Genomic DNA, 21,461 nt, shown 5'->3' with positions numbered 1-21,461 from the left:
CGCTCACTTGGGCGCCTTTGCGAAGCGGCGCAACAATTGTCCGCGCCACAGCCCCTTGCCGGGATGATAATTCCAGCAGAACCAGCCAAAGGTCAGGCAGGCGAGCAGCGAGGGCAGCGCCATCGGATCGCCATTGGCCTTCATATGGCGATAGAAGGTCATGTCGGCGCGCCAGCGGTCGCGCTCGCTGCCGCCGCCATTGATGCCGTACATATTGTCATGCTTCCTGCAACCGACATTCCGGTTGTATTTGCGATGGTCTATGAAATAGCAGTAGTCGCGTTCGGGCGTGGTCATGTCCCGATTAGGACCGGGGCAGTGCAGAAATTCAAGCGTAAAGTCTTTTACCTGGGTGGTTTCGACCCGCGCGGCGTCCGTTTCTATCACCAGCTCTATCGCGATCAGGCGGCCCGCTACACCGCGCTGACCGGCGAAGCGGTGGAGGTCAGCGCGCGCCGCGCCGGCCCCGCCAACAGCGCGATCTGGACTGTCACCAACGCCAGCGCCGAGGTCGAGACCGACTATGAATATCTCCGCTGGGAAGACCTGATCGGGAAGGTCTGGATCCGCCATCCCTTCACCCTCGCCTGGCGCGCTGCCCGCGCCTATGCCGGCCATGCCCGGCTGATGCAGTTCGGCCGGATGCGCAAATTGCGGCGCGGCCCGGTCATCACCATCCTCTATCCGCCGATCCTGGCGCTGCTGATTCCGCTGTTGCTGGCGCTGGTCCCGGGGCTGCTGCTGTCGCTGCTGCTGCCCTTCTGGATCGCCGCGCTGGTCGGCATCGGCGTCAGCGCCGTCTTCTCCGGCCGCATCCTCGACAAGCTGGTCGTGCCCTGGCTGCTGCGCTTCATGACCTATCATGGCGCGCTCGCCGCCGACGGGCCGGGCGACGAGCTCAATGCCCGGCTCGACCAGTTCGCCGCCCGCATCGCGGCGGAGATGGACGGCGACTGGGACGAGATCCAGCTCCTCACCCACAGCGCCGGCACGATCCTGGGCATGAGCCTGCTGCGCCGCATCCTCGCGCTGCGCGGTGGCGCGTTGCCCGATCATTTCGTCATGGTCGGCATGGGGCAGGTGGTGCCGGTCATCGGCCTGCGCCGCGACGCGCGCTGGTATCATGCCGACCTCAAGGCCCTGTCCGACCAGCCTTTCCGCTATGTCGACATCAGCTCGCCGCCCGACGGCGCGGCCTATTACAACGTCAATCCGCTGCGCCTTGTCGCCGATCAATTTGCCGCGCGGGTGGACATGCTATCGCCGCGTTTCCATCTCTTCTACTTGGCCGAAAATTATCACGGGGGCTGGTCCAACAAATATGAGGCGCATTTCGATTATCTCAGGGTCGGCGACCGCCTGTCGCCGCTGGATTTCGTGAGCCTGACCGCCGGCCGCCGCACCGTGGACGAGGCTGTCGCCGCCTTCCGGACGATCCCATGAGCGCGCCCTTCACGCCCCCCTATCCCGAGCCGCCCAGGTCGAAGCGCGGCCTCGTCAAACGCTTTCTGCGTGGCTGGCACAGCTGGATCCATGTGCTGTTCGACAAGAGCTACACGATGAAGATGGGCGAGATCCGCATGCCGGGTCAGACCATGTATATCGCCAACGAACTGCCGTTGGTCGATCGCATCCTCAAGGGCGGCACCGCCTTTCCCAAGCATAGCGAACTGGTCCGCAATCTTGATCCGCTGATCGGCAATTCGGTCTTCTCCGCCAATGGCGAGGATTGGGAGAGACAGCGGGCGATGGTCAATCCCGCCTTCGCCCATACCGCGCTCAATCGCTCCATGCCGCTGATGGTTGCCGCCGCCGACGATCTGCTCGCCCGGCTCGACGCCGCCGATCGGTCAAAGCCGGTCGATATCGACCCGATGATGACTCATGTCGCGGCCGACATCATCTTCCGCACCCTCTTCTCGCAGACGCTGGACGAGGAACGCTCCAACATCATCCACACCGCCTTCGGCCGGTTCCAGCGGCTCGCCCATTCGGCCTCGATGCTGCGCCTCTACGGCATTCCCGCCGGCTGGTTCGAGAAGCGCTCGAAAGGCCCGGCCCGCGCCATCCATGACGTGTTCCGCCCGATCGTCGAGGCCCGCTACGAGGGCTATCATGGCCGGGGCGAGGCGCCCCATCGCGACATTCTCCAGTCGCTGATCGAGGTGCAGGACGCGCAGACCGGGGCCCATTTCACCTGCGACCAGGTGATGGAACAGGTCTCGACCATCTTCCTCGCCGGGCATGAAACCTCGGCCAGCACCATGACCTGGGCGCTCTACATGCTCGCCGAATGTGCCCATATCCAGGATCGGGTGCGCGCCGAAGTGGCCGGCATCGCCGGCGACGCAGTGCTGACCGCGCCGATGCTCAAGGATATGAGCCATGTCCGCAACATCTTCCGCGAAACGCTGCGCCTCTATCCGCCGGTCGCCTTCTTCCCGCGCGAAGTCACCTGCCCGATGGAGATGCGCGACAAGCAGTTGGAAGAAGGATCGATGCTGGTCGTCGCGCCCTGGCTGACCCAGCGCAACAAGGATAATTGGGCCTGCCCGCACGCCTTCGATCCCGACCGGTTCGATGATCCGGCCAATGCCGACATGGTGAAACAGGCCTGGTTCCCCTTCGGCCGCGGCCCGCGCGTCTGCGTGGGCGCCGGCTTTGCCCAGCAGGAGGTGATGACCGTGATCGCCTCGGTCATCCGCCGCTACCGCCTCACCATGCCCGCCGGCTTCAAGCCCGAACCCATCAGCCGCCTGACCATCCGCCCCAGGACCGGCATGAAATTGCTGTTCGAGCGGATTTAGGAAACGTATCGCTGACTGATCCTCCCCTGCAAGGGGAGGGGGACCATTTGCATCGCAAATGGTGGAGGGGTGTCACGCTCTCGATAGGGGGATACCCCTCCGTCAGCGCTGCGCGCTGCCACCTCCCCTTGCAGGGGAGGATGGATTTTAGCTGCGCCCTATCGGCCCTGCGCCGCCGGCAGTTCCACCTGCACCTGCGTCGGGATCGGCGCCGCCATGATCGCGATTCCCGCAACGATCCCGAGCACGCCCCAGACCCAGCGTTTCGCGCGCAGGTCCATGACGCCGCGCGCCAGGCAGTAAAGGCCGGCCAGGACCAGGATGATGGCGGCGATCATGCGACTTCCTCTTTTGCCTGTTCGTCCTCGGGCACGACATCGACGGCGACGCTGATGCTCTGGCCCGATCCGCCGACGAACAGCCCGTCCATCGGCGCGACATCGGCATAGTCGCGGCCCATGGCGATGAACAGATGATCCTCGCCGGTGATGACGCCATTGGTGGGGTCAAAGCCGATCCACCCACGCGTCGGCCCGCACCACAGCATCACCCAGGCATGCATGGCGTCGGCGCCGACCAGCCGAGGCATGCCCGGCGGCGGATAGGTGCGCAGATAGCCGCTGACATAGGCGGTGGGCAGGCCAGCGAGGCGCAGCGCCACCACCATCACATGAGCGAAGTCCTGGCACACGCCATGGCGCGCGGCAAAGGCGTCCGCCACCGGCGTGCCGGCATCGGTGGCGCTGGGATCATAGGCGAAGTCCGCCTTGATCCGCTGCGCCAGTTCCCATGCAGCCGCGACGATCGGCCGGTCGGGTGCCAGCATGTCGCCCGCCCAACTGCCGATCGCGTCCAGCATCGGCGCGCGGGGCGAGGCATAGAGGAATTGCGCGGGCGCAGAGGCGCTGATGTCGCGATCGGCCAGCGCCGCGCGCGCCACCCTGGCGATGCTGGGGTCGTCCGCCTGGGGCAGGATCGGCACGCCGCCCGCCACCCCGGCGCGGAACCGGCTCTCGATCGTCAATTGCCGCAATGGCTGGTCGATCACCAGCCGCTCGACATGCACCGGCCAGGCGCCCGGCCGCGCCTCGATCGACAGCGGCGCGGGATCGACGCTCAAGGCATAGTCGGCGGTCCATTGCCCGGCCCAGGCCATCGGCCGCAACCGCACATTGAAGCGGGCGACCCGCACCGGCGCGCCATAGCGCAATATGCTTCTGTGACGGACATGGTAGATCATGACAGCAGCTCCGCGCCCTCGACCTTTTCCGTCTTGCGGACCTGCAGGAAATAGCGCTGGCCGATCGCGTCGGACAAGGCGAGCAGCCGGCTTTCGATATCGGTCAGCGCCGCCATGGTCAGCATGTCGCCGGTCAGCGGCGCCAGCGTCGCCGCCAGCGCGCCGGCCAGTCGCTGCGGTTCCTCCGGCATCCCATCGCCGCGCAGTGTCGGCAGGGCAGCGACATGCTCGGCGATGCGCTGCGACTGATAGGCGATCGACCGGGGATTCTGCGGCTCCAGCGCCACCAGATCGCGCACCGGCGGCAGCGACGGGCCGGTCAAATAGCGGTTGCGATAGCTGATCTGGCTGTCATGCAGGTCGAGCAGGACGGTCAGGTCGTCGGCCGATGCCCAATCGCTGCCCAGCAGCAGCGTCAGCCGGCATCCGGTGATCGCCCGCTCGATCCGTCGTCCCATGTCATGGAAGCGCCACCCTTCGGTGCGCGCCATATTCTCCGCCGCCAGCCCCGACAGCGCCGAAATCCGTTCGATCATGCGCGATGCCGCGTCCAGCAGCGTCTCGGTCACCGCCCCGTCGAACGCCGGCAGGGGCAGGCGCACCAGCCGCCAGAAATCGGTCGCCAGCCGGTCGCGCAGCCCCTCGCCGATATTGGCGACCACGCCCATCAGCGCGCGCACGCTGCCCGGCTGGCGCGCATCGCCCAGCGCCTGCGCGCATAGCGCGCCGACCGGCTGCGCCGCGTTTCCGGTGGCGCCCCACAGGGCAAGCTGCCCCGCAAGCCGCGCCATGGTCGGCGAATCCGACGATGGCCCCATATCGACCTCGATCGATTCGCCCACCACCGCGCGGATCACCCGCAACGTCATCTCGGTCCGCTCGATATAGCGACCCAGCCAATAGAGATTGTCGGCCGCCTTGGTCGGCAACAGCCCGCCGATCCGCCGGATCGCCGGCGCGCCGCCATCGCCCAACAGCGTATCGGGCGGCACCGGCTGGCTGTCGATCACGCACATGTCGGCCGACATGTCGCCTTCGCCCATCAAAGCGGCACGAATATCGCCATGGGCGGCCAGCCGCGCGAACGCGCCCGGCATGATCCGCCATTGGCCGAGGCCGTCCCGTGCCACGAACACGCGCAGGGTGAAGGGCAGGGGAGTCAGTCGTCCGCCGACGATCGCCGGGGTGGTGGACAGCTTCACCACTTCCTGCCCGACATAGTCCATCGGCCGCCGCGCCATCGCCTCCAGCAAGGTCGCGCGCTGGTCCGCGTCCAGCGTCGATCCCTGCACCGACCGCGCCGGGCCAAGCCCCGCCGCATCCCGGTCGAACGCCGATGCCACCAGCAATTCGTCCAGATGGCCGGTCACATGGCCGCGTTCGCGTTCCTGCCCGCACCACCAGGTGGCGATATTGGGCAGCAGCAATTCGGTGCCCAGCAGGGCCTTGGCCAGTTGCGGCAGGAAGGCGGCAAAGGCGCGCGCCTCGATGACGCCCGCGCCCGGCCAGTTACTGACCATCAGCCCGCCGCGCGCGCAGGCATCATACAGGTCGGGCACACCGATCCGCGATTCCCCGTCGAACGCCAGCGGATCGAGGAAGCGGCTGTCCATCCAGCGCCACAGCCCGTCGATCCGCTTCAGCCCCTCGATCGTGCGCACGAACAGGCGCCCGTCGCTGACGATCAGGTCATCGCCCTCGACCAGCATCAGGCCCAGATAACGGGCCAGATGCGCCTGTTCGGCATAGCTCTGGTTGAACCGGCCCGGCGTCAGCAGGCCGATGCGCGGATCGGCGCGCTGGCAATCGACCGCCAGGCCTCGGCGCAGGTCGGCGAAGAAGGGCGCCAGCCGCCTTGTGTTCATCGCGCCCAGCAGGTCGCCGGTCGCCCGTGACAGCGCCAGCCTGTTTTCCAGCGCATAGCCGACGCCGACAGGGGTCCGGACCCGGTCGGCCAGCACCCGCCATTCGCCATCCGGCCCGCGCCCCAGATCGGCGGCATAGAAATGGAGATAATGGCCGCGCGGTGGCGCCGCCCCGGTCATCACCCGCCAATAATGCGGGCTGCCGGTCACTACGGCGGCGGGCAGCTTGCCCTCGCGCACCAGGCTCTGGGTGCTGTAGATGTCGCTGATCACCCGCTCCAGCAGCTCGGCCCGCTGCATCAGCCCCTGTTCGATCCGGGTCCATTCGCCCGCGCCGATCAGCATCGGGATCGGGCTCAGCGGCCAGGGCCGCTCCTGCTCGTCACCGGTCAGGCGGAACGCCAGGCCCAGATCCTGCGCTTGCCGCTCGACATTGCCGGCCAGCGTCGCGGGATCACCCTGTCCCTGTTCCGACAGGCGATCCAGCATCGCCCGCCAGCGTGGCGCCATCTCCGCCGGCGCCCCGGCGAACAGGTCGCCGCCCGACGCGCGCGCCAGATAGTCGCCGGCCCAGCCGGACGCTTCGAGACCCGGCAGGACAGGCGAGTCGGTCATCGTCTAATATTCGGGATGCCTGAACCGAAGGTCCAGCGTCATCGGAAATTCGCTTGGGCTTTCGGCCGGCGGCATGTCGACGGGGCCGGGCGTATGGCCATGATCCTGGAACCGCGCCTTGCGCCGCGCCTCCGCCTCATAGCTGTTGATCGGCACATCGTCATAATTGCGCCCGCCCGGATGGGCGACATGATAGACGCAGCCACCCAGCGACCGCCCGCTCCAGCTGTCGAATATGTCGAAGGTCAACGGCGCATTGGCGGGCAGATTGGGGTGCAGGCAATTGGCCGGCGCCCACGCCTTGTAACGCACGCCGCCCACCGCCTCGCCCGGCACGCCGGTCGGCGTCATCGGCACCCGCCGACCGTTGCAGCTGACGATATGGCGCCCGGCGACCAGGTCCGACACGCGCACCTGCAACCGCTCGGTCGAACTGTCGACATAGCGCACCGTGCCGCCGATCGCGCCGGTCTCGCCCAGCACATTCCACGGCTCCAGCGCATGGCTGATTTCCAGCCCGACGCCGCCGGCCTCCACGCTGCCATGCACCGGGAAGCGGAACTGGCGCTGCGCCTCGAACCAGTTGGGGTCGAAGTCATAGCCCGCCTGGCGCAGGTCGTTCAGCACCTCCAGGAAATCGGCCCAGACGAAATGACCCAGGAAGAAACGGTCGTGCAGCGCCGTGCCCCAGCGTACCAGATTGCCCTGCTGCGGCTCGCGCCAGAACCAGGCGGTCAGCGCGCGCAGCAGCAATTGCTGGGCAAGGCTCATCTGCGGGTCTGGCGGCATCTCGAACCCGCGAAACTCGACGAGGCCCAGGCGCCCGGTCGGCCCGTCGGGCGAGAACAGCTTGTCGATGCAGATTTCGGTGCGATGGGTGTTGCCGGTCACGTCGACCAGCAGGTTGCGGAACAGCCGGTCGACCAGCCAGGGCGGCGGCAGCTTGTCCGCGCCGTCGCGCACCGGATTGGGCACCTGCGCCAGCGCGATCTCCAACTCATACAGGCTGTCGTGCCGCGCCTCGTCGATGCGCGGCGCCTGGCTGGTCGGGCCGATGAACAGGCCGGAAAACAGATAGGAGAGCGACGGGTGCCGCTGCCAGTAGAGGACGAAGCTCTTCAAGAGGTCCGGCCGGCGGATGAACGGGCTGTCGTTCACGCTCGCCCCGCCCAGTACCAGATGATTGCCGCCGCCGGTGCCGACCGACCGGCCATCGACCATGAACTTGTCGGCGGTCATCTTCACTTCGCGGGCATCCTCATAGACGCCCTGGGTAATCGCCACCGTCTCGGCCCAGCTTTTCGCCGGCTGGATATTCACCTCGACCACGCCGGGATCGGGCGTCACCTTCAGCACGTTGACGCGCGGGTCGGACGGCGGGGCATAGCCCTCGATCCGCACCGGGATGCGCGTCGCCTCGGCCACCTTCTCGACCTGCGCAATCAACTCCAGATAATCGTCCAGCGTCTTCACCGGGGGCACGAAGACGGACAGGAAATTGCCGCGCGGCTCGACCGTGACGGCGGTGCGCACGGCCCCTTCGATGAAGACCTGTTCCTGCCGGTCCTGATGCTCGGCGGCGGCGATTTCGGACCGCTCGAACCGTTCCGCCGGCGCGCTGGTTTCGGCTGCCGCCTCGGCACGATAATCGGCCAGCGGCGCGCGCGGCTCGCTCGTATCCTGTGGGTGGATATAGGGGAAATCGGACGGCGGCACATAGGGCAGGGTGCCCAGCGGCAGGCGATAGCCCAGCGCCGAATCCCCCGGCACCGCGAACAGCGCCTTGCGCCGCACCTTCCATACCTCGCTCTGCCAGCGCGGCGCACTCGCCTGCGTCTGCCAGCGCTGGATCGGCAGCACATAGCCGACCGTCTTGCTAAGGCCGCCCTCGAACGCGCGCACCATCCGGCTGCGCTCCTCGGGATTGTCGAACTTGGGGTCGCCCGGCTCGGTATTGGCGGGCAATTCCGCCTCCTTCACCGACCAGGCCAGCGCATCCTCGAACACCGGCTGGACGAAATCCGTCTCGACCCCCAGCCCGTCCGCCATGGCGGTCAGGAAGCGGCCGGCATCCTCGGCGCTGATGGTCTTGTCGCCTGCCTCCGGCTCGCCCGCGATCAGCCCGGCATCGCGCCAGATCGGCACGCCGTCCGCCCGCCAATAGATCGAATAGCCCCAGCGCGGCAGGCTTTCGCCCGGATACCATTTGCCCTGGCCATGATGCAGCAGCGCGCCGGGCGCGAAGCGATCGCGCAGCCGCCGGATCAGCCGGTCGGCATAGCCCGCCTTGGTTGGCCCGACTGCGTCGCCATTCCACTCACCCGCCTGCGGGTCGTCGACCGCGACGAAGGTCGGCTCGCCGCCGGTGGTCAGTCGCACATCCTGCGCGATCAGGTCCGCGTCCACCTGTTCGCCCAGCGCCATCAGCGATGCCCAGCGCCCCTCGGTAAAGGGCTTGGTGATCCGCACCGCCTCGGCAATGCGGCTGACATTCATGGCGAAGGTGAAATCGACCTCGGCCGGTTCGGCCATGCCGCTGATCGGGGCTGCGGACCGATGATGGGGCGTGGCGCAGAGCGGGATATGCCCCTCGCCCGCGAACATGCCACTGGTCGCGTCGAGCGCGATCCAGCCGGCGCCGGGCACATAGGCTTCGGCCCAGGCATGCAGGTCGACCACATCCTGGGTAACGCCCTTCGGCCCTTCGATCGGCTCGACATCCGCGACAAGTTGAATCGAATAGCCCGACACGAAGCGCGCGGCAAAGCCCAGCCGGCGCAGCAGTTGCACCAGCAGCCAGGCCGAATCGCGGCACGATCCGGTGCCGATGTCCAGCGTCTCCTCGGGCGACTGCACCCCCGTTTCCATGCGGATGACATAGCCGATACGCTGCTGCAGCTTGCTGTTCACATCGACCAGGAAGTCGATCGTCCGCCCCTCGAACGACGCATGCTGCGCGACCAGCGCCTCGAACGATGGCCCCTGCGCCTCGACATCATAATAGGCCGCCAGATCGGTCTCCAGCTGCTCGTCATAGCTGAAGGGGTAATTTTCCGCATAGGGTTCGACGAAGAAGTCGAACGGGTTGATGATGTCGAGATCGGCCAGCAGGTCGACCTCGATACTGAAATGATCGACCGGGTCGGGAAAGACGATCCGCGCCAGCCAGTTGCCGTGCGGGTCCTGCTGCCAGTTGAGGAAATGGTTCGCCGGCTCGATCTTCAGCGCATAATTGGGCACCTTGGTGCGACTGTGCGGCGCGGGCCGCAATCTTATCACTTGCGGGCCCAGACGGATCGGGCGGCTATAGCGATAGGCGGTCAGGTGGTGCAGCGCGGCCTTGAGCATGATGCGATCAGAAACCACGCTCTGCTGCAATGCAATGCGAAACTGTCGCTTCGCCAAAGATTCTCGCAATTTCCGTTCGCGTCAGCGCCTCAACGCACCACCGTCATCCCCTATTTCCCCTCCAGCCTTTGGCTGAAATAGACCATCTGCATCGCCTGCAACCGCGCGCCCTGTTCGATATCGGCGTCGCCCGAATGGCCGCCGGCGGTATCTTCGTAAAACAGATAGGGCAGGCCATAGTCCTTCAGCCGCGCGGCGAACTTGCGCGCATGCTGCGGTCCGACCCGGTCGTCCTTGGTCGTGGTCCAGATATAGGGCGTGGGATAGGCCACCCCCTTGCGGATATTGGCATAGGGCGAGATTGTTTCGAGAAACGCCTTTTCCTCCGGCACCGACACGCTGCCATATTCATCGACCCAGGACGCGCCGGCCGCGATCTGCTCGTATCGGATCATGTCGAGCAGCGGCACCTGGATCACCACCCCGTTCCAGAGATCGGGATGCTGGTTGAACTCCACCCCCATCAGCAGCCCGCCATTGGACCCGCCATAGATGCCGAACTTCTGCGGGCTCGACAGCTTGCGCGCGAAGATGTCCTGCGCCACCGCCGCGAAATCATCATAGATGATCTGGCGCCTGGTCTTGAGGCCCGCCTCATGCCAGGCCGGGCCGAACTCGCCGCCGCCGCGGATATTGGCCAGCACGAAACTATTGCCCCGCTCCAGCCACAGCTTGCCGGTGATCGCGGCATAGCTGGGCGTCATCGGCACCTCGAAGCCGCCATAGGCGGTCATGATCGTCGGCGTGCTGCCGTCGGGCGTCATCCCCTTCTTGTGGACGATGAAATAGGGAATCTTGGTCCCGTCGCTCGACCTGGCTTCGAATTGCTCGACCACCAAACCCGCCGCATCGAAGCGCGCCGGCATCGCCTTCACCTGCACCGGTTTCGGGTCGGCCGCGTCCATCGCCCATAATGTCGTCGGCGCCAGGAAGCCCGCGACGCTCAGATAGACCTGGTCGCTCTTGTCGGACGCGGCGACCGTGCTGATCGTCGCATTGTCGGGCAGGTCGACCGGCTGCGCGCTCCAGCCCTTTGCCCCGCGCGCATAGACCCGCACCCGCCCGCGCACATTGTCGTTGAGGCTCAGCACGACCCGGCTGCGCGTCGCCACCACCCCGTCGATCGACTGGCGCGGCGTCGGCGCGAACACTATCTCGGGCGTCAGCACGCTGCCAGCCTGCAACGCTTTCAGCGCCACGCTCGCCAGCGCCCCCGCCGGCACGGTCACGCCGCCGCTTTCCCACGCCTCGCTGGTCTGGATCAGCACCTGCCCGTCGACCATGCCCTGCAACTGGCTCCTAGCCGGCAGCGCCAGCCGCTTCGTCCCCTGCGCCGTCAGCAGCCAGGTCTCGTTGCCGAAGAAGGTGACGCCGCGAAACAGGAAGGCCGCCCGATTGCCCTGCCCATCGCTCAGCAGGATGGGCATCGACATGAGTTGGTCGCTCGCCGCGCCGCGAAACACTTCCTGTGCGTCGTCCAGTTTCTGCCCGCGCTTCAGCGTCTTGATGACGAAGGGATAGCCCGACTTGGTCAGGCTATCCGCGCCCCAGTCGCGGGACAGCAGCAACGTATCCTTGTCCAGCCATTCGGCATTCTGCTTGGCATTGGGAATGTCGAACCCGCCCGGCACGAACCTGCCGTCGACCAGGTCGAACTCGCGCAGCCGCACCGCATCCTCGCCGCCGTCCGACAGCGCCAGCAGCGCGATCCGCTCCTCGGGGTCAAGGATGGTCGCGCCCTTCCACACCCATTTCTTCCCTTCCGCCCTAGACAGCGCATCCAGGTCCAGCACGGTCGTCCAGTTGGGCGTGGCCGACGCATAGTCACCTTCGCTGGTATAACGCCACACGCCCTGCGGATGGTCGGCATCGCGCCAGAAATTATAGATGCGGCCATGGATCAGCATCGGCATCGCGATCCGGTCCTTGGCCGATGCGATCGCCAGCGCGTCCCGGTAATAGCCGGCATAGCGCGGATCGCCCTGCAGCGTGGCGACGGTCGCCTTGTTCTCCGCCTCCACCCACTGCATCGCGCGCGGCCCGGTCCAGTCCTCCAGCCAGACGAACGGATCGTCCGCCAGTTCAGAAGCGGGGGAGGGCGCAGCAGCGCCGGTCAGCAGGGCAGCAGAAACCATCGTCAAAAACCTCTTCATTGCGCCCCCCTCATTGTCCTCAATCCCGCGCGAGCTGTCCCTTCAGATAGCGTCGTCGCAACACCGCCCCCGCCACCAGCAAGGGCAGCGACGCGGCACAGGCGACCAGCCCCAGCAGCATCGGCGACCAGCCCATCAGGCTGTGAACGCCAAAGGCCGACGGCAGGATCAGCAGCAGCGCGCCCAGGGTGAGCAGCCACAATCCCCAGCGCCGCGGCCGCACCGCCACCATCCGCATCTCGTGCCGCAACGCCTTGCGCCGCGTCTTTTCGGAATCAGGATGGGATTGGGTGCTGTTCTGCACGATCGGCCTCTTGCTGGATCAGCTTCCAATTATGATCTCCATCGCCCCGGCGCAAGGCAAGCGGGTCGCGAAGGGCTTCCCCTGTCGCCACGCTTGCGCTATCCATTGCCCATATCCCCGGGGGACCGTCCGCAGACGGTTGAGAGGTGGCTTTGTGGCCGCGACCCGCTGAACCTGATCCAGTTGACACTGGCGTAGGGAGGGAAGCGCGTCGTGCCACTCGTCCCGTGACACCGCCCGCACTCTCTTTCCGCCTGAAGGAGAGAGAAGATATGGCAGACGTCCCCGCCCGCACCGAAATGCGCGTCACTACCGGCCCGATCCGGGGTTCCAGGAAAATCCATGTCGGCCCGCGCAGGGTCGCCATGCGCGAAATTCATCTGGAGCCGGGCAGCGGCGAGCCGCCGGTCCGCGTCTACGACACCTCCGGCCCCTATACCGATCCGGATGCCCATATCGACATCATGGCTGGCCTCCAGCAGCTGCGTCGTGACTGGATCCGCGAGCGCGGCGATGTCGAGGACTATGACGCGCGGGAGACCAAGCCGGAAGATAATGGCCTGAAAGGCCCCGATCGCTCGGGCGGCGTCCAGCCTTTCCCCAATGTCGTGCAGCGCCCATTGCGCGCTAAGCCCGGCATGAACGTCTCCCAGATGCATTATGCTCGCCGCGGCATCATCACGCCCGAAATGGAATATGTCGCCGAGCGCGAAAATCTCGGCCGCGCCCGCCTCGCCGAATATGTCCGTGACGGCGAAAGCTGGGGCGCATCGATCCCCGACTATGTGACGCCCGAATTCGTCCGCGATGAAGTCGCGCGCGGCCGCGCCATCATCCCCAGCAACATCAACCACCCGGAATCCGAGCCGATGGCGATCGGCCGCAACTTCCTGGTGAAGATCAACGCCAATATCGGCAATTCGGCGGTCGCCTCCGACGTCGCCTCCGAAGTCGACAAGCTGGTCTGGTCGATTCGCTGGGGTGCGGACACGGTGATGGACCTCTCCACCGGCCGCAACATCCACGACACGCGCGAATGGATCATCCGCAACTCGCCGGTGCCGATCGGCACCGTCCCCATCTATCAAGCGCTCGAAAAGGTCGGCGGCATCGCCGAGGATCTGACCTGGGATATCTTCCGCGATACCCTCATCGAACAGGCCGAACAGGGCGTCGACTATTTCACCATCCATGCGGGCGTGCGCCTCGCCTACATCCCGATGGCGGCCAGGCGCGTCACCGGCATCGTCTCGCGCGGCGGATCGATCATGGCGAAATGGTGCCTTGCGCACCACAAGGAGAGCTTCCTCTACGATCATTTCGACGAGATCACGGAGATCATGAAGGCCTATGACATCGCCTATTCGCTAGGCGACGGCCTGCGCCCCGGCTCCATCGCCGACGCCAATGACGAAGCGCAATTCTCCGAACTCTATACGCTGGGCGAACTGACCCACCGCGCCTGGAAACAGGATGTGCAGGTGATGATCGAAGGGCCGGGCCATGTGCCCATGCACAAGATCAAGGAGAATATGGAAAAGCAGCTCCAGGTCTGCGGCGAAGCGCCCTTCTACACACTGGGGCCGCTCACCACCGACATCGCGCCGGGCTATGACCATATCACCTCCGGGATCGGTGCGGCGCAGATCGGCTGGTATGGCACGGCGATGCTCTGCTACGTCACGCCCAAGGAGCATCTGGGCCTGCCCGACCGTGATGACGTGAAGGTCGGCGTCGTCACCTACAAGCTCGCCGCCCACGCCGCCGACCTCGCCAAGGGGCATCCGGCGGCCAAGGTCCGCGACGACGCGCTCAGCCGCGCCCGCTTCGAATTCCGCTGGCGCGACCAGTTCAACCTGTCCTTGGACCCCGACACGGCCGAACAATATCATGACCAGACCCTGCCGGCCGAAGGCGCCAAGAGCGCCCATTTCTGCTCGATGTGCGGCCCCAAATTCTGCTCGATGAAGATCACGCAGGAAGTGAGGGATTTCGCGGCAAAGAAGAACCAGCCCGCCGACGGCTTCCTCGCGGCGGGCCTCACCGGCGCGGAAGTGGCGGAAGCCAGCAAGGCCGCCGCCTTGAAAGGCATGGAAGAGATGAGCAAACTCTTCAAGGAAACCGGCAGCGAACTCTATATGGGCGCCGGTGGCAGGGAGCATGATTGATGTCGAATTGGGCGCAGCGTTTCTGGGATAGGCTGCGCCCGACTGCGCCTAGTCGCTCATCATCCGAACAGTTGCATCAGGGGCGTTGGCGCTGTGTCAATTGTGACCGGGAACATAGCTGGCCCTTCGATCTTGCCGCAAATGCCCCTGACCCTTGGCCGCATGCCACTGATTATGAGGCTAACGGTGCGCTCAGGATGGACGGGGATTTCCTGTCGGAGGATTTTTGCGTTCTGAACGGAGAGCATTTCTTCGTTCGGGCCGTGATGACCATTCCCGTTCATGGCATGGCCGATGATTTCGGCTTTGGCTGCTGGTCGACCCTGTCCCGGCAAAATTTCGAGAAATATGTGGACGCCTTCGATTCGCCGCGCCCCTCGCAGGAGGAATTATGGAGCGGTTGGCTCTGCAATCGAATGGCAGACTTTGTCGAGGATGATCCGTTGGGCGTATGGGTTCAACTTCGCCCCGGCAGGCAGCGCCCGCTTCTCTGGGCCATGGATAACGATCATCCTCTGGCTCTTGCCCAGGAAAACGGGATCAGTGCGGATCAGCTCATGACAATATTTCGGCACTATGGCCATGGGCCGGAGGTATGATCCTGATCCTGATCCTGATGCGGATGGCATGTCCCGTGTACGTGCTGGTTCCTGCTTTCTTCAGATGCCCTCTCAATAATGATACCGGCAACTCAGCACTTCCAGCGCCTGCGTGTCGCCTGATCCGCTGACCCGATAGACCAGCCGATGCTCGCCGGTGATGCGCCTTGACCACCAGCCGGCCAGATTCTGCCGCAATGGCTCCGGCTTGCCCGTGCCGCGAAACGGATCGCGGCGGCATTCCTCGATCAGCGCGTTGATCCGCGCCAACACCTTGGGATCATCCGCTGCCCAGGCGACATAGTCGCGCCAGGCCTGGCCCCCGAAGACGATCTTCACGGCGCGATCAGCTCATGCTCCTCGCCGAGCCCGGCATCCAGTTGCCCGATGCCCTCCAGCAGATGCTGGGCATTGGCGGGCGATGCCAACAGGTGCAGCGTCTCCTGCATGCCTTCCCATTCGCTTTGCGAAATCATCACCACGCCTTCGCCCTTGGGCCGCACGATCTGGATCGGCGCCTTGTCGGCAACGACACGGTCGAGCACGGCCTTGAGATTGGCGCGGGTTTCGGAAACGCTGAGGGTCTGCATGAAAGTTGTGTACCAAATTATGTACAAAATTGCAAGATATCCACCATCTCGCCCCCTGACACTCCGGCGCCAATATCCCCTGTCCTACACGGCGATCCTCTGATCTACCCTGGGGAATGACACAGAACCTCCCCGCTCGCCCGCCCGCGCAGCCCGCGCCGGCGATCTTCACCCCCGCCCGCTGGACCCCGGTCCGGCAGCGGACCTTCCTGACCGCCCTCTATCAGAGCGGCAGCGTGGCCCAGGCCGCGCGCATGGTCGGCATGTCGCCCTCCAGCGCGCATCGCCTGCGCCGCCGGCTGGCCGGCACCGCCTTCGACCGGGACTGGAGCAACGCACTGGCGCTGCATGCCCAGGCGATGGCCGACCCGATCGCCACCCAGCTTCGCCCCCAGGCTTCGACGCGTCGTTGAGGCAAATCGGTGCAGAACAGGTGCGTGACTGTCGCGTCACCGGGGCATCATGGGCGCGTTATGCGTCGCTCCGGTGGCGCATTATGATGCACGACAGGCGCTTGGGTGACGCGCAACCGGTGCAAAAGCGGCGCAAATCCCCCGAAAAGGTCGATAACGCTGTGAACTTCGGGCGTGACCCTGAGCCTTTCGCCAAGATCTGCCTTGCAGGATCGCCGAAAATATGAGAACAAATAATGAACATGATTCATCCTCAGGGGAGGAAGTCCATGGTTCATCGTCTCACGTTGCTCTTGCCGCTGCTGCTCGCCGCGATCTTCGTCGGCGTGCCGGGTCCGGCATCCGCCAAACCGGATTTTGCCCATGTTACCTCGCGCGATCAGGCGGAGGCACTGGTGGCGACCGGGGCGCTGGTGCGCATCTATCTCTTCCCGATCCGTCTGGGCGGGCCGAAGCGCAAGGCGAATATCAGCTATGTTCCGCCGGAGGCCGGCGCGGCGCTCGACCAGATTACCGGCACGCTGCAGCGCTTCACCCGTGAAGGACTGGTCGACCGGCTGGAGATCATACCCGAATATCGCGGCACCAGTTTCGTGCCGGCGCGCATCAACATGCATGCCACCCATAGCGGGCAGGAGGGCGGTTTCCACCCGAGCATCGAGATATGGTGACGGTCGGCGCGCAGCAGGCGCCGCCGGTTCAGGCCTCCAGCATGCGCAGGGTGCGGCGCTTTTTCCAGTCCAGCACCACCTGGATGCGCATGCTCCAGCTGCCGTCCCAATCGACCGCCAGGTCATGGGCATCGAGCTGCGCGACGATCCGTCGACCAATCTCCAGCGCCGCCGCTTCGCCCGCCGCGCAGGCGCCATAGTTGAGATACAGTCCTTCGCCCTCGACCGCCGCTTCGGTGTCCTGCATGTGGAAAAAGGCATAGCCCTCGGCCGGGCGGCCTTCACATATCGCTTCCTCGATCTCGTCCCATATCTCGATCGCGCCGCAATTGCCGCAACAGGTGAAATTCTGCCGCGCGATCACGCCCTCGGCCTCCAGCGCGGCAAAGGCCGCGTCCAGCCGGTCACAATCGGTCATGTCGGGCCAGGCCTTTTCGGCGGCACGATGCTCGGCCAGCGCCTGGCGCAGCGCTGCCGAAGCCTCGCGGCGCAGCGTCGGGCCGGGCAGTTCCTCCTCGAACGCGTCATGCGCGGCGGTCAGGACCGCATCATCGTCGTGAAAGCCGCCAGCGACATCGCGCCACACCTGGTCGCGCAGCGCCGCGAGCGGATCATAGGGGGGAAGGGCTGCTTCTTGCTCGGGGGCGTTGGTCTTGCCGAAGATTCGATTCCACAATGCGCCGAACATGCGTTTGCCTGCCTCCCGCGATGCACTTTACTCCGCCCCAACATGGCGTGGCTTCGGGCAAAGGAAAAGGGGGCAATTGACCCATGAATCGCGACAGCTTCACGGTCCGCCGCAGCGATGCCCCCAAATGGCCTGCCGATCCTTATGGCGCGGGTTCCAGCACCACGTCCCAATGATCCTCGGTCACCGCCATGCGCCTGGCTTCCTCGGCATCGAACGCCGCCTTGTCGGGGAACATCCGCGCCTTTGCCGCGGCCATCGCGGCCTTATAGGCTTCGCCCGCGCCCACGCCGTCGGCGCCATGTTTGTAGACGATGGTGGTGCGCACATCCCATCGCGTGCCGCCGCCCATATGGGTGAAGGGCATCTCGACCGTCACTTGCGTAATATAGCCCTGCCGCATCATCTCGCGCAGCAACGCCTCATGCTGCTTGTGATAGGCGGTCAGGAACTGGCCCATTCCGCCCCATTTGACGCGATAATAATTTTCGACTTTCAGCGGACCGTCGGCGGGCGCTGCCGTCTGGGCGGTGGCCGGCGCAGCGGCCAGGCTGGCGAGCAGGATCAGGGCAGGGGGCAAACGCATCGGGCAGGGGGCCTTTCGCAAGGGGGGGGGCATCTGCCCCTCCAGACGGATCAGCCGGCGTTTTCCGCGCCCGCCGCGCAATCGCGCTTGCTCCCCGTCGCGTCCCACCCCACCATGGGTTCATTCTCCTCCAGCAAAGGACCGCCGATGACCCGCCACCGCCTCTGGACCGTCCTGACCCTGCCGGTCATCCTGTCTGCGGCGCTGGCCGCCTGCAGCAGCGAAAAGAGCAGCCCGGCCGACAATGCCGCCGACAATGCGGTCAACTCTGTCGAAAATGCCATGGCCCATGCCAACACGACCGATGCTGCCGCGCCCGCGGCGGACGCCTTTGGCAAATATGTCGGCAAATATCCCTTCGACAAGGTCGGCGCGCATAGCTGGAACGACGATCCCGCCGTAGTCGCGGCGGTGAAGGCGGCGGTTGCGGACAAGGCGGTGCGCACATGGGTGCTGGAGGATGGCGGCCCGTCCTCGCCGATCGCCACCGTCGATGGCAAGGTCGCGGCCTGGTCCTGCGAAACCCATAATTGCGGCCCGCACCAATGGCTCACCCTGGTCGATCCCGCCAGCGGCACCGCCGAAATCTGCTATTATGACGAATCCGTCGATGCCCAGTCGACCCGCTGGTTCAAGGCCGGCCAGGAAGAAAAGCGCCCGGGCCAATGCCCTGATGTGTCGAACTAGGCACCTTGCCTAGCGCCCGACCTCCCCCACCGGCAGGACGGTGGTGAATTTGGTCACCGACAGGGCGAAGTGGGAGGAGGCGCCGCCGACCGAGGGGTGTTTGAGCAGGTTGCGCATCAGGAAATGCTCGTAATCGGCGACGTCGGAGGCCACGACCCGCATCAGATAATCCCATTCGCCCGACATGAGGTAGCATTCCATGATCTGGGGATGCGCCTCGACAAAGGCGTGGAAGGCGTCGACGCTTTCGCTGGTGTGGCTCTTCATCCGCACGCTGCACAATATGTTGACGGCATGGCCGAGCTTCTCGGCATCGGCGAGGCGCACCGCGCCCTTGAGCACGCCCATTTCCTCCAGCGCCCTGATCCGCCGCCAGCAGGACGGGGCGGTGCTGCCGACCCGTTCGGCCAGGTCCGCATTGCTGAGCGAGGCGTCGCGCTGAAGCTCTGCGACGATGCGGCGGTCGAGTGCATCGAGATTGACGGATTTGTTCATGATATCGCCGATCGGTGAATTGGCTTTCCAAAATTCTTTGTAAATCCTGCCCGATTGAAAGGCAATTACGCCCGGTCTGTGAGAGATTGGCGTGATGGTAGAGGAGCTTGAGCCACCCGCAGGCGCTGCGGCCGACTGGACGATCTCGCAGGCGTGGGGCCGCTACAGCGCGGCTGAACATGCGATGTGGGACACGCTCTTCGCGCGCCAGTCCGCCATGCTGCCCGACCGGGTGGTGCCCGAGTTCATGGCCGGGCTCGACATATTGCGCATCAACCGCCCCGGCATCCCCAATTTCGAGGAACTGTCCGATCGGCTGATGCGGGCGACCGGCTGGCAGGTGGTCGCCGTGCCGGGGCTGGTGCCGGATCGGGTCTTCTTCGAGCATCTGGCCAATCGCCGCTTCGTCGCCGGCCGCTTCATCCGCACCCCCGACCAGATCGACTATCTGCAGGAGCCGGACATTTTCCACGATGTCTTCGGCCATGTGCCGCTGCTCGCCAACCCGGTCTTTGCCGACTATATGCAGGCCTATGGCCAGGGGGGCCTGCGCGCCGCCGATCTGGGCGCGATCGAGCGGCTGGCCCGGCTCTACTGGTACACGGTCGAGTTCGGCCTCATCCGCCGACCCGAGGGGCTGCGCCTCTATGGCGCGGGCATCGTCTCCTCCTATGGCGAATCCGTCTTCGCGCTCGACGATCCCTCGCCCCATCGCCTCGGCTTCGACCTCAGGCGGCTGATGCGCACCCGCTATCGCATCGACGATTATCAGCAGAGCTATTTCGTCATCGACAGTTTCGAGGATCTGCTGCGCCAGACGGTCGAGACCGACTTCGCCCCGCTCTATGCGCAATTGGCGGGGCAGCCTGATTTTGCGACCGACGCGATCGCCGACACCGACATCATCTACACACAGGGCACCCAGGCCTATGCCCGTGCCCGCGCTCCCGAGGTTATATGACAGACACGACCCTTCTTGCCCCGGCGCCCGGCCGGTCCCTGTTCGGTGCGCTCGATCGCCAGGCGCCCGACGCGCTGCTGGGACTGATCGCGCAGTATCGCGCCGATCCGCGCGCCGACAAGATTGACCTGGGCGTCGGCGTCTATCGCGACGAAGCGGGCGCGACCCCGGTGATGCGCGCGGTGAAGGCGGCCGAAGCGGTGCTGCTGGCCGAGCAGGGCAGCAAATCCTATCTGGGGCCGGAGGGCGACACGGGCTTTGTCGATCTGCTCGCCGGCATCGTCTTTGGTCCGCTGGCGGGGGCCGATCGGATCGCCGGGGTGCAGACGCCCGGCGGCACCGGCGCGCTGCGGCTGGGCGCCGACCTGATTGCCCGCGCCCGGCCCGGCGCCACCGTGTGGATCGGCGATCCGACCTGGCCCAATCATGCGCCGATCTTTCGCGAGGCCGGGCTGACGTTGGCCTCACACCGTTTCCTGGACGGCACGGGCGCGGTCGATTTCGACGCGATGCTGGCCGATCTGGCCGCCGCGCAAGCCGGCGACGTGCTGCTGCTCCATGGCTGCTGCCATAATCCGACCGGCGTCGATTTCAGCGCCGAACAATGGGCGGCGATCGCCGATCTGTGCGCGGCGCGCGGCCTGATCCCGTTCATCGACCTCGCCTATCAGGGGTTGGGCGACGGGCTGGAGGCGGACGCCGCCGCCACGCGGCAGATGCTGGCCACGGTGCCCGATGCGCTGGTCGCCTATAGCTGCGACAAGAATTTCGGCCTCTATCGCGAGCGGGTGGGCGCGCTGTGGGTGCAGGGGGCGAATGTGGCGCTGACTACGCTCGCCTTTTCCAACATCGTCGCGCTGGCGCGTGGCATCTGGTCGATGCCGCCCGATCATGGCGCGGCGATCGTCCGCACCATCCTGGAACGCCCGGCGATGCGCGCCGAATGGATGGCTGAGCTGGACCAGATGCGCACCCGCATCAATGCGCTGCGTGCCGCGCTGGTGGCGGCCCATCCGCAGCTTGTCGCCATTGCCGGCCAGCGCGGCATGTTCGCGATGCTGCCGGTCAGTGCCGCCGCCGTCGCCGCGATGCGCGCCGACCATGGCATCTACATGGCCGGCAATGGCCGCATCAACATCGCCGGGCTGCGGCTCGACGCCATCCCCGCCTTTGTCGCCGGCCTTTCGCCGCATCTGCCTTCTGCCTGAGGA

21 protein-coding genes and 1 riboswitch are annotated in these 21,461 nt (G+C 65.8%); of the genes, 9 read left to right on the top strand and 12 right to left on the bottom strand.

The annotated features are described in order from the left end of the window. Positions 1 to 3: 3 nt before the first annotated feature. A complete protein-coding gene (locus GGQ90_RS22650; RefSeq protein ID WP_004209421.1) occupies positions 4 to 297 on the bottom strand; it encodes a hypothetical protein in 294 nt (97 codons plus the stop codon). Between the two features lie 21 nt (positions 298 to 318). Between GGQ90_RS22650 and GGQ90_RS22645 the strand changes: the two genes are divergently transcribed. Both GGQ90_RS22645 and GGQ90_RS22640 read left to right on the top strand, forming a co-directional pair. Further along, the gene (locus GGQ90_RS22645; protein WP_188084054.1) at positions 319 to 1,443 is read left to right on the top strand and encodes a hypothetical protein; all 1,125 of its coding nucleotides are present in this window, start codon (positions 319 to 321) and stop codon (positions 1,441 to 1,443) included. Further along, positions 1,440 to 2,807, top strand: coding sequence for a cytochrome P450 (locus tag GGQ90_RS22640; protein WP_188084053.1), 1,368 nt, complete (start codon positions 1,440 to 1,442; stop codon positions 2,805 to 2,807). The genes GGQ90_RS22645 and GGQ90_RS22640 overlap by 4 nt, the downstream gene beginning before the upstream one ends. Before the next feature lie 158 nt (positions 2,808 to 2,965). Here the strand turns inward: GGQ90_RS22640 and GGQ90_RS22635 are convergent, their stop codons facing one another. The 6 genes from GGQ90_RS22635 to GGQ90_RS22610 all read right to left on the bottom strand — a co-directional run bounded on the left by GGQ90_RS22635 (position 2,966) and on the right by GGQ90_RS22610 (position 12,326). Continuing rightward, positions 2,966 to 3,145: a hypothetical protein gene (locus GGQ90_RS22635; RefSeq protein WP_125985443.1), complete on the bottom strand. Its 180-nt coding sequence runs from the start codon at positions 3,143 to 3,145 to the stop codon at positions 2,966 to 2,968. Next, the gene (locus GGQ90_RS22630; RefSeq protein ID WP_188084052.1) at positions 3,142 to 4,047 is read right to left on the bottom strand and encodes a transglutaminase family protein; all 906 of its coding nucleotides are present in this window, start codon (positions 4,045 to 4,047) and stop codon (positions 3,142 to 3,144) included. Before GGQ90_RS22630 ends, GGQ90_RS22635 begins: the two co-directional genes overlap by 4 nt. Continuing rightward, complete coding sequence (locus GGQ90_RS22625) at positions 4,044 to 6,527, bottom strand: circularly permuted type 2 ATP-grasp protein (RefSeq protein WP_188084051.1); 2,484 nt, start codon at positions 6,525 to 6,527, stop codon at positions 4,044 to 4,046. Before GGQ90_RS22625 ends, GGQ90_RS22630 begins: the two co-directional genes overlap by 4 nt. Before the next feature lie 3 nt (positions 6,528 to 6,530). Next, positions 6,531 to 9,875, bottom strand: coding sequence for a transglutaminase family protein (locus tag GGQ90_RS22620; RefSeq protein WP_188084068.1), 3,345 nt, complete (start codon positions 9,873 to 9,875; stop codon positions 6,531 to 6,533). Positions 9,876 to 9,985: 110 nt separating this feature from the next. Beyond that, positions 9,986 to 12,088, bottom strand: coding sequence for a prolyl oligopeptidase family serine peptidase (locus GGQ90_RS22615; RefSeq protein WP_188084050.1), 2,103 nt, complete (start codon positions 12,086 to 12,088; stop codon positions 9,986 to 9,988). Positions 12,089 to 12,107: 19 nt separating this feature from the next. Beyond that, positions 12,108 to 12,326 carry a hypothetical protein gene (locus GGQ90_RS22610; RefSeq protein WP_010335479.1) on the bottom strand — a complete coding sequence of 73 codons (219 nt, stop codon included), beginning with the start codon at positions 12,324 to 12,326 and terminating at the stop codon, positions 12,108 to 12,110. A 174-nt stretch (positions 12,327 to 12,500) separates the two neighbouring features. After that, a riboswitch (TPP riboswitch) is annotated at positions 12,501 to 12,610 on the top strand. 54 nt (positions 12,611 to 12,664) lie between these two features. Between GGQ90_RS22610 and thiC the strand changes: the two genes are divergently transcribed. Beyond that, a complete protein-coding gene (gene thiC, locus GGQ90_RS22605; RefSeq protein WP_188084049.1) occupies positions 12,665 to 14,560 on the top strand; it encodes a phosphomethylpyrimidine synthase ThiC in 1,896 nt (631 codons plus the stop codon). After that, positions 14,560 to 15,159, top strand: coding sequence for a DUF2199 domain-containing protein (locus GGQ90_RS22600; RefSeq protein WP_188084048.1), 600 nt, complete (start codon positions 14,560 to 14,562; stop codon positions 15,157 to 15,159). The genes thiC and GGQ90_RS22600 overlap by 1 nt, the downstream gene beginning before the upstream one ends. 72 nt (positions 15,160 to 15,231) lie before the next feature. Here the strand turns inward: GGQ90_RS22600 and GGQ90_RS22595 are convergent, their stop codons facing one another. Together GGQ90_RS22595 and GGQ90_RS22590 are read right to left on the bottom strand one after the other, a co-directional pair. After that, a complete protein-coding gene (locus tag GGQ90_RS22595; RefSeq protein ID WP_188084047.1) occupies positions 15,232 to 15,498 on the bottom strand; it encodes a Txe/YoeB family addiction module toxin in 267 nt (88 codons plus the stop codon). Continuing rightward, entirely contained in the window at positions 15,495 to 15,749 is a 255-nt protein-coding gene (locus GGQ90_RS22590; protein ID WP_188084046.1) for a type II toxin-antitoxin system Phd/YefM family antitoxin, read from the bottom strand. The genes GGQ90_RS22595 and GGQ90_RS22590 overlap by 4 nt, the downstream gene beginning before the upstream one ends. A gap of 116 nt (positions 15,750 to 15,865) precedes the next feature. On the opposite strand from GGQ90_RS22590, the gene GGQ90_RS22585 reads away from it, so the two are divergent. After that, complete coding sequence (locus GGQ90_RS22585; RefSeq protein WP_188084045.1) at positions 15,866 to 16,162, top strand: LysR family transcriptional regulator; 297 nt, start codon at positions 15,866 to 15,868, stop codon at positions 16,160 to 16,162. 269 nt (positions 16,163 to 16,431) lie between these two features. Beyond that, positions 16,432 to 16,833, top strand: a complete 402-nt coding sequence (locus tag GGQ90_RS22580) for a hypothetical protein (RefSeq protein ID WP_188084044.1) — start codon at positions 16,432 to 16,434, stop codon at positions 16,831 to 16,833. A gap of 28 nt (positions 16,834 to 16,861) precedes the next feature. On the opposite strand, the gene GGQ90_RS22575 is transcribed toward GGQ90_RS22580, so the two are convergent. Continuing rightward, entirely contained in the window at positions 16,862 to 17,521 is a 660-nt protein-coding gene (locus tag GGQ90_RS22575) for a DUF6891 domain-containing protein (RefSeq protein WP_188084043.1), read from the bottom strand. A 142-nt stretch (positions 17,522 to 17,663) separates the two neighbouring features. Then, on the bottom strand, positions 17,664 to 18,107 hold the full coding sequence (locus GGQ90_RS22570) for a hypothetical protein (RefSeq protein WP_188084042.1): 444 nt from the start codon (positions 18,105 to 18,107) through the stop codon (positions 17,664 to 17,666). A gap of 147 nt (positions 18,108 to 18,254) precedes the next feature. Here GGQ90_RS22570 and GGQ90_RS22565 point away from each other — a divergent pair, with 147 nt between their 5' ends. After that, the gene (locus tag GGQ90_RS22565; RefSeq protein ID WP_188084041.1) at positions 18,255 to 18,794 is read left to right on the top strand and encodes a hypothetical protein; all 540 of its coding nucleotides are present in this window, start codon (positions 18,255 to 18,257) and stop codon (positions 18,792 to 18,794) included. A 9-nt stretch (positions 18,795 to 18,803) separates the two neighbouring features. Here the strand turns inward: GGQ90_RS22565 and GGQ90_RS22560 are convergent, their stop codons facing one another. After that, complete coding sequence (locus GGQ90_RS22560) at positions 18,804 to 19,289, bottom strand: Lrp/AsnC family transcriptional regulator (protein ID WP_188084040.1); 486 nt, start codon at positions 19,287 to 19,289, stop codon at positions 18,804 to 18,806. 94 nt (positions 19,290 to 19,383) lie between these two features. Here GGQ90_RS22560 and phhA point away from each other — a divergent pair, with 94 nt between their 5' ends. After that, positions 19,384 to 20,250, top strand: a complete 867-nt coding sequence (gene phhA / locus GGQ90_RS22555; protein WP_188084039.1) for a phenylalanine 4-monooxygenase — start codon at positions 19,384 to 19,386, stop codon at positions 20,248 to 20,250. Beyond that, entirely contained in the window at positions 20,247 to 21,458 is a 1,212-nt protein-coding gene (locus tag GGQ90_RS22550) for an amino acid aminotransferase (protein WP_188084038.1), read from the top strand. The genes phhA and GGQ90_RS22550 overlap by 4 nt, the downstream gene beginning before the upstream one ends. Positions 21,459 to 21,461 lie beyond the last annotated feature (3 nt).

It is taken from the genome of Sphingobium scionense (assembly GCF_014197035.1).
Taxonomy (GTDB): domain Bacteria; phylum Pseudomonadota; class Alphaproteobacteria; order Sphingomonadales; family Sphingomonadaceae; genus Sphingobium; species Sphingobium scionense.
Note: the sequence above shows the minus strand (reverse complement) of the source record. Positions and strands in the feature narration are given on the sequence as shown.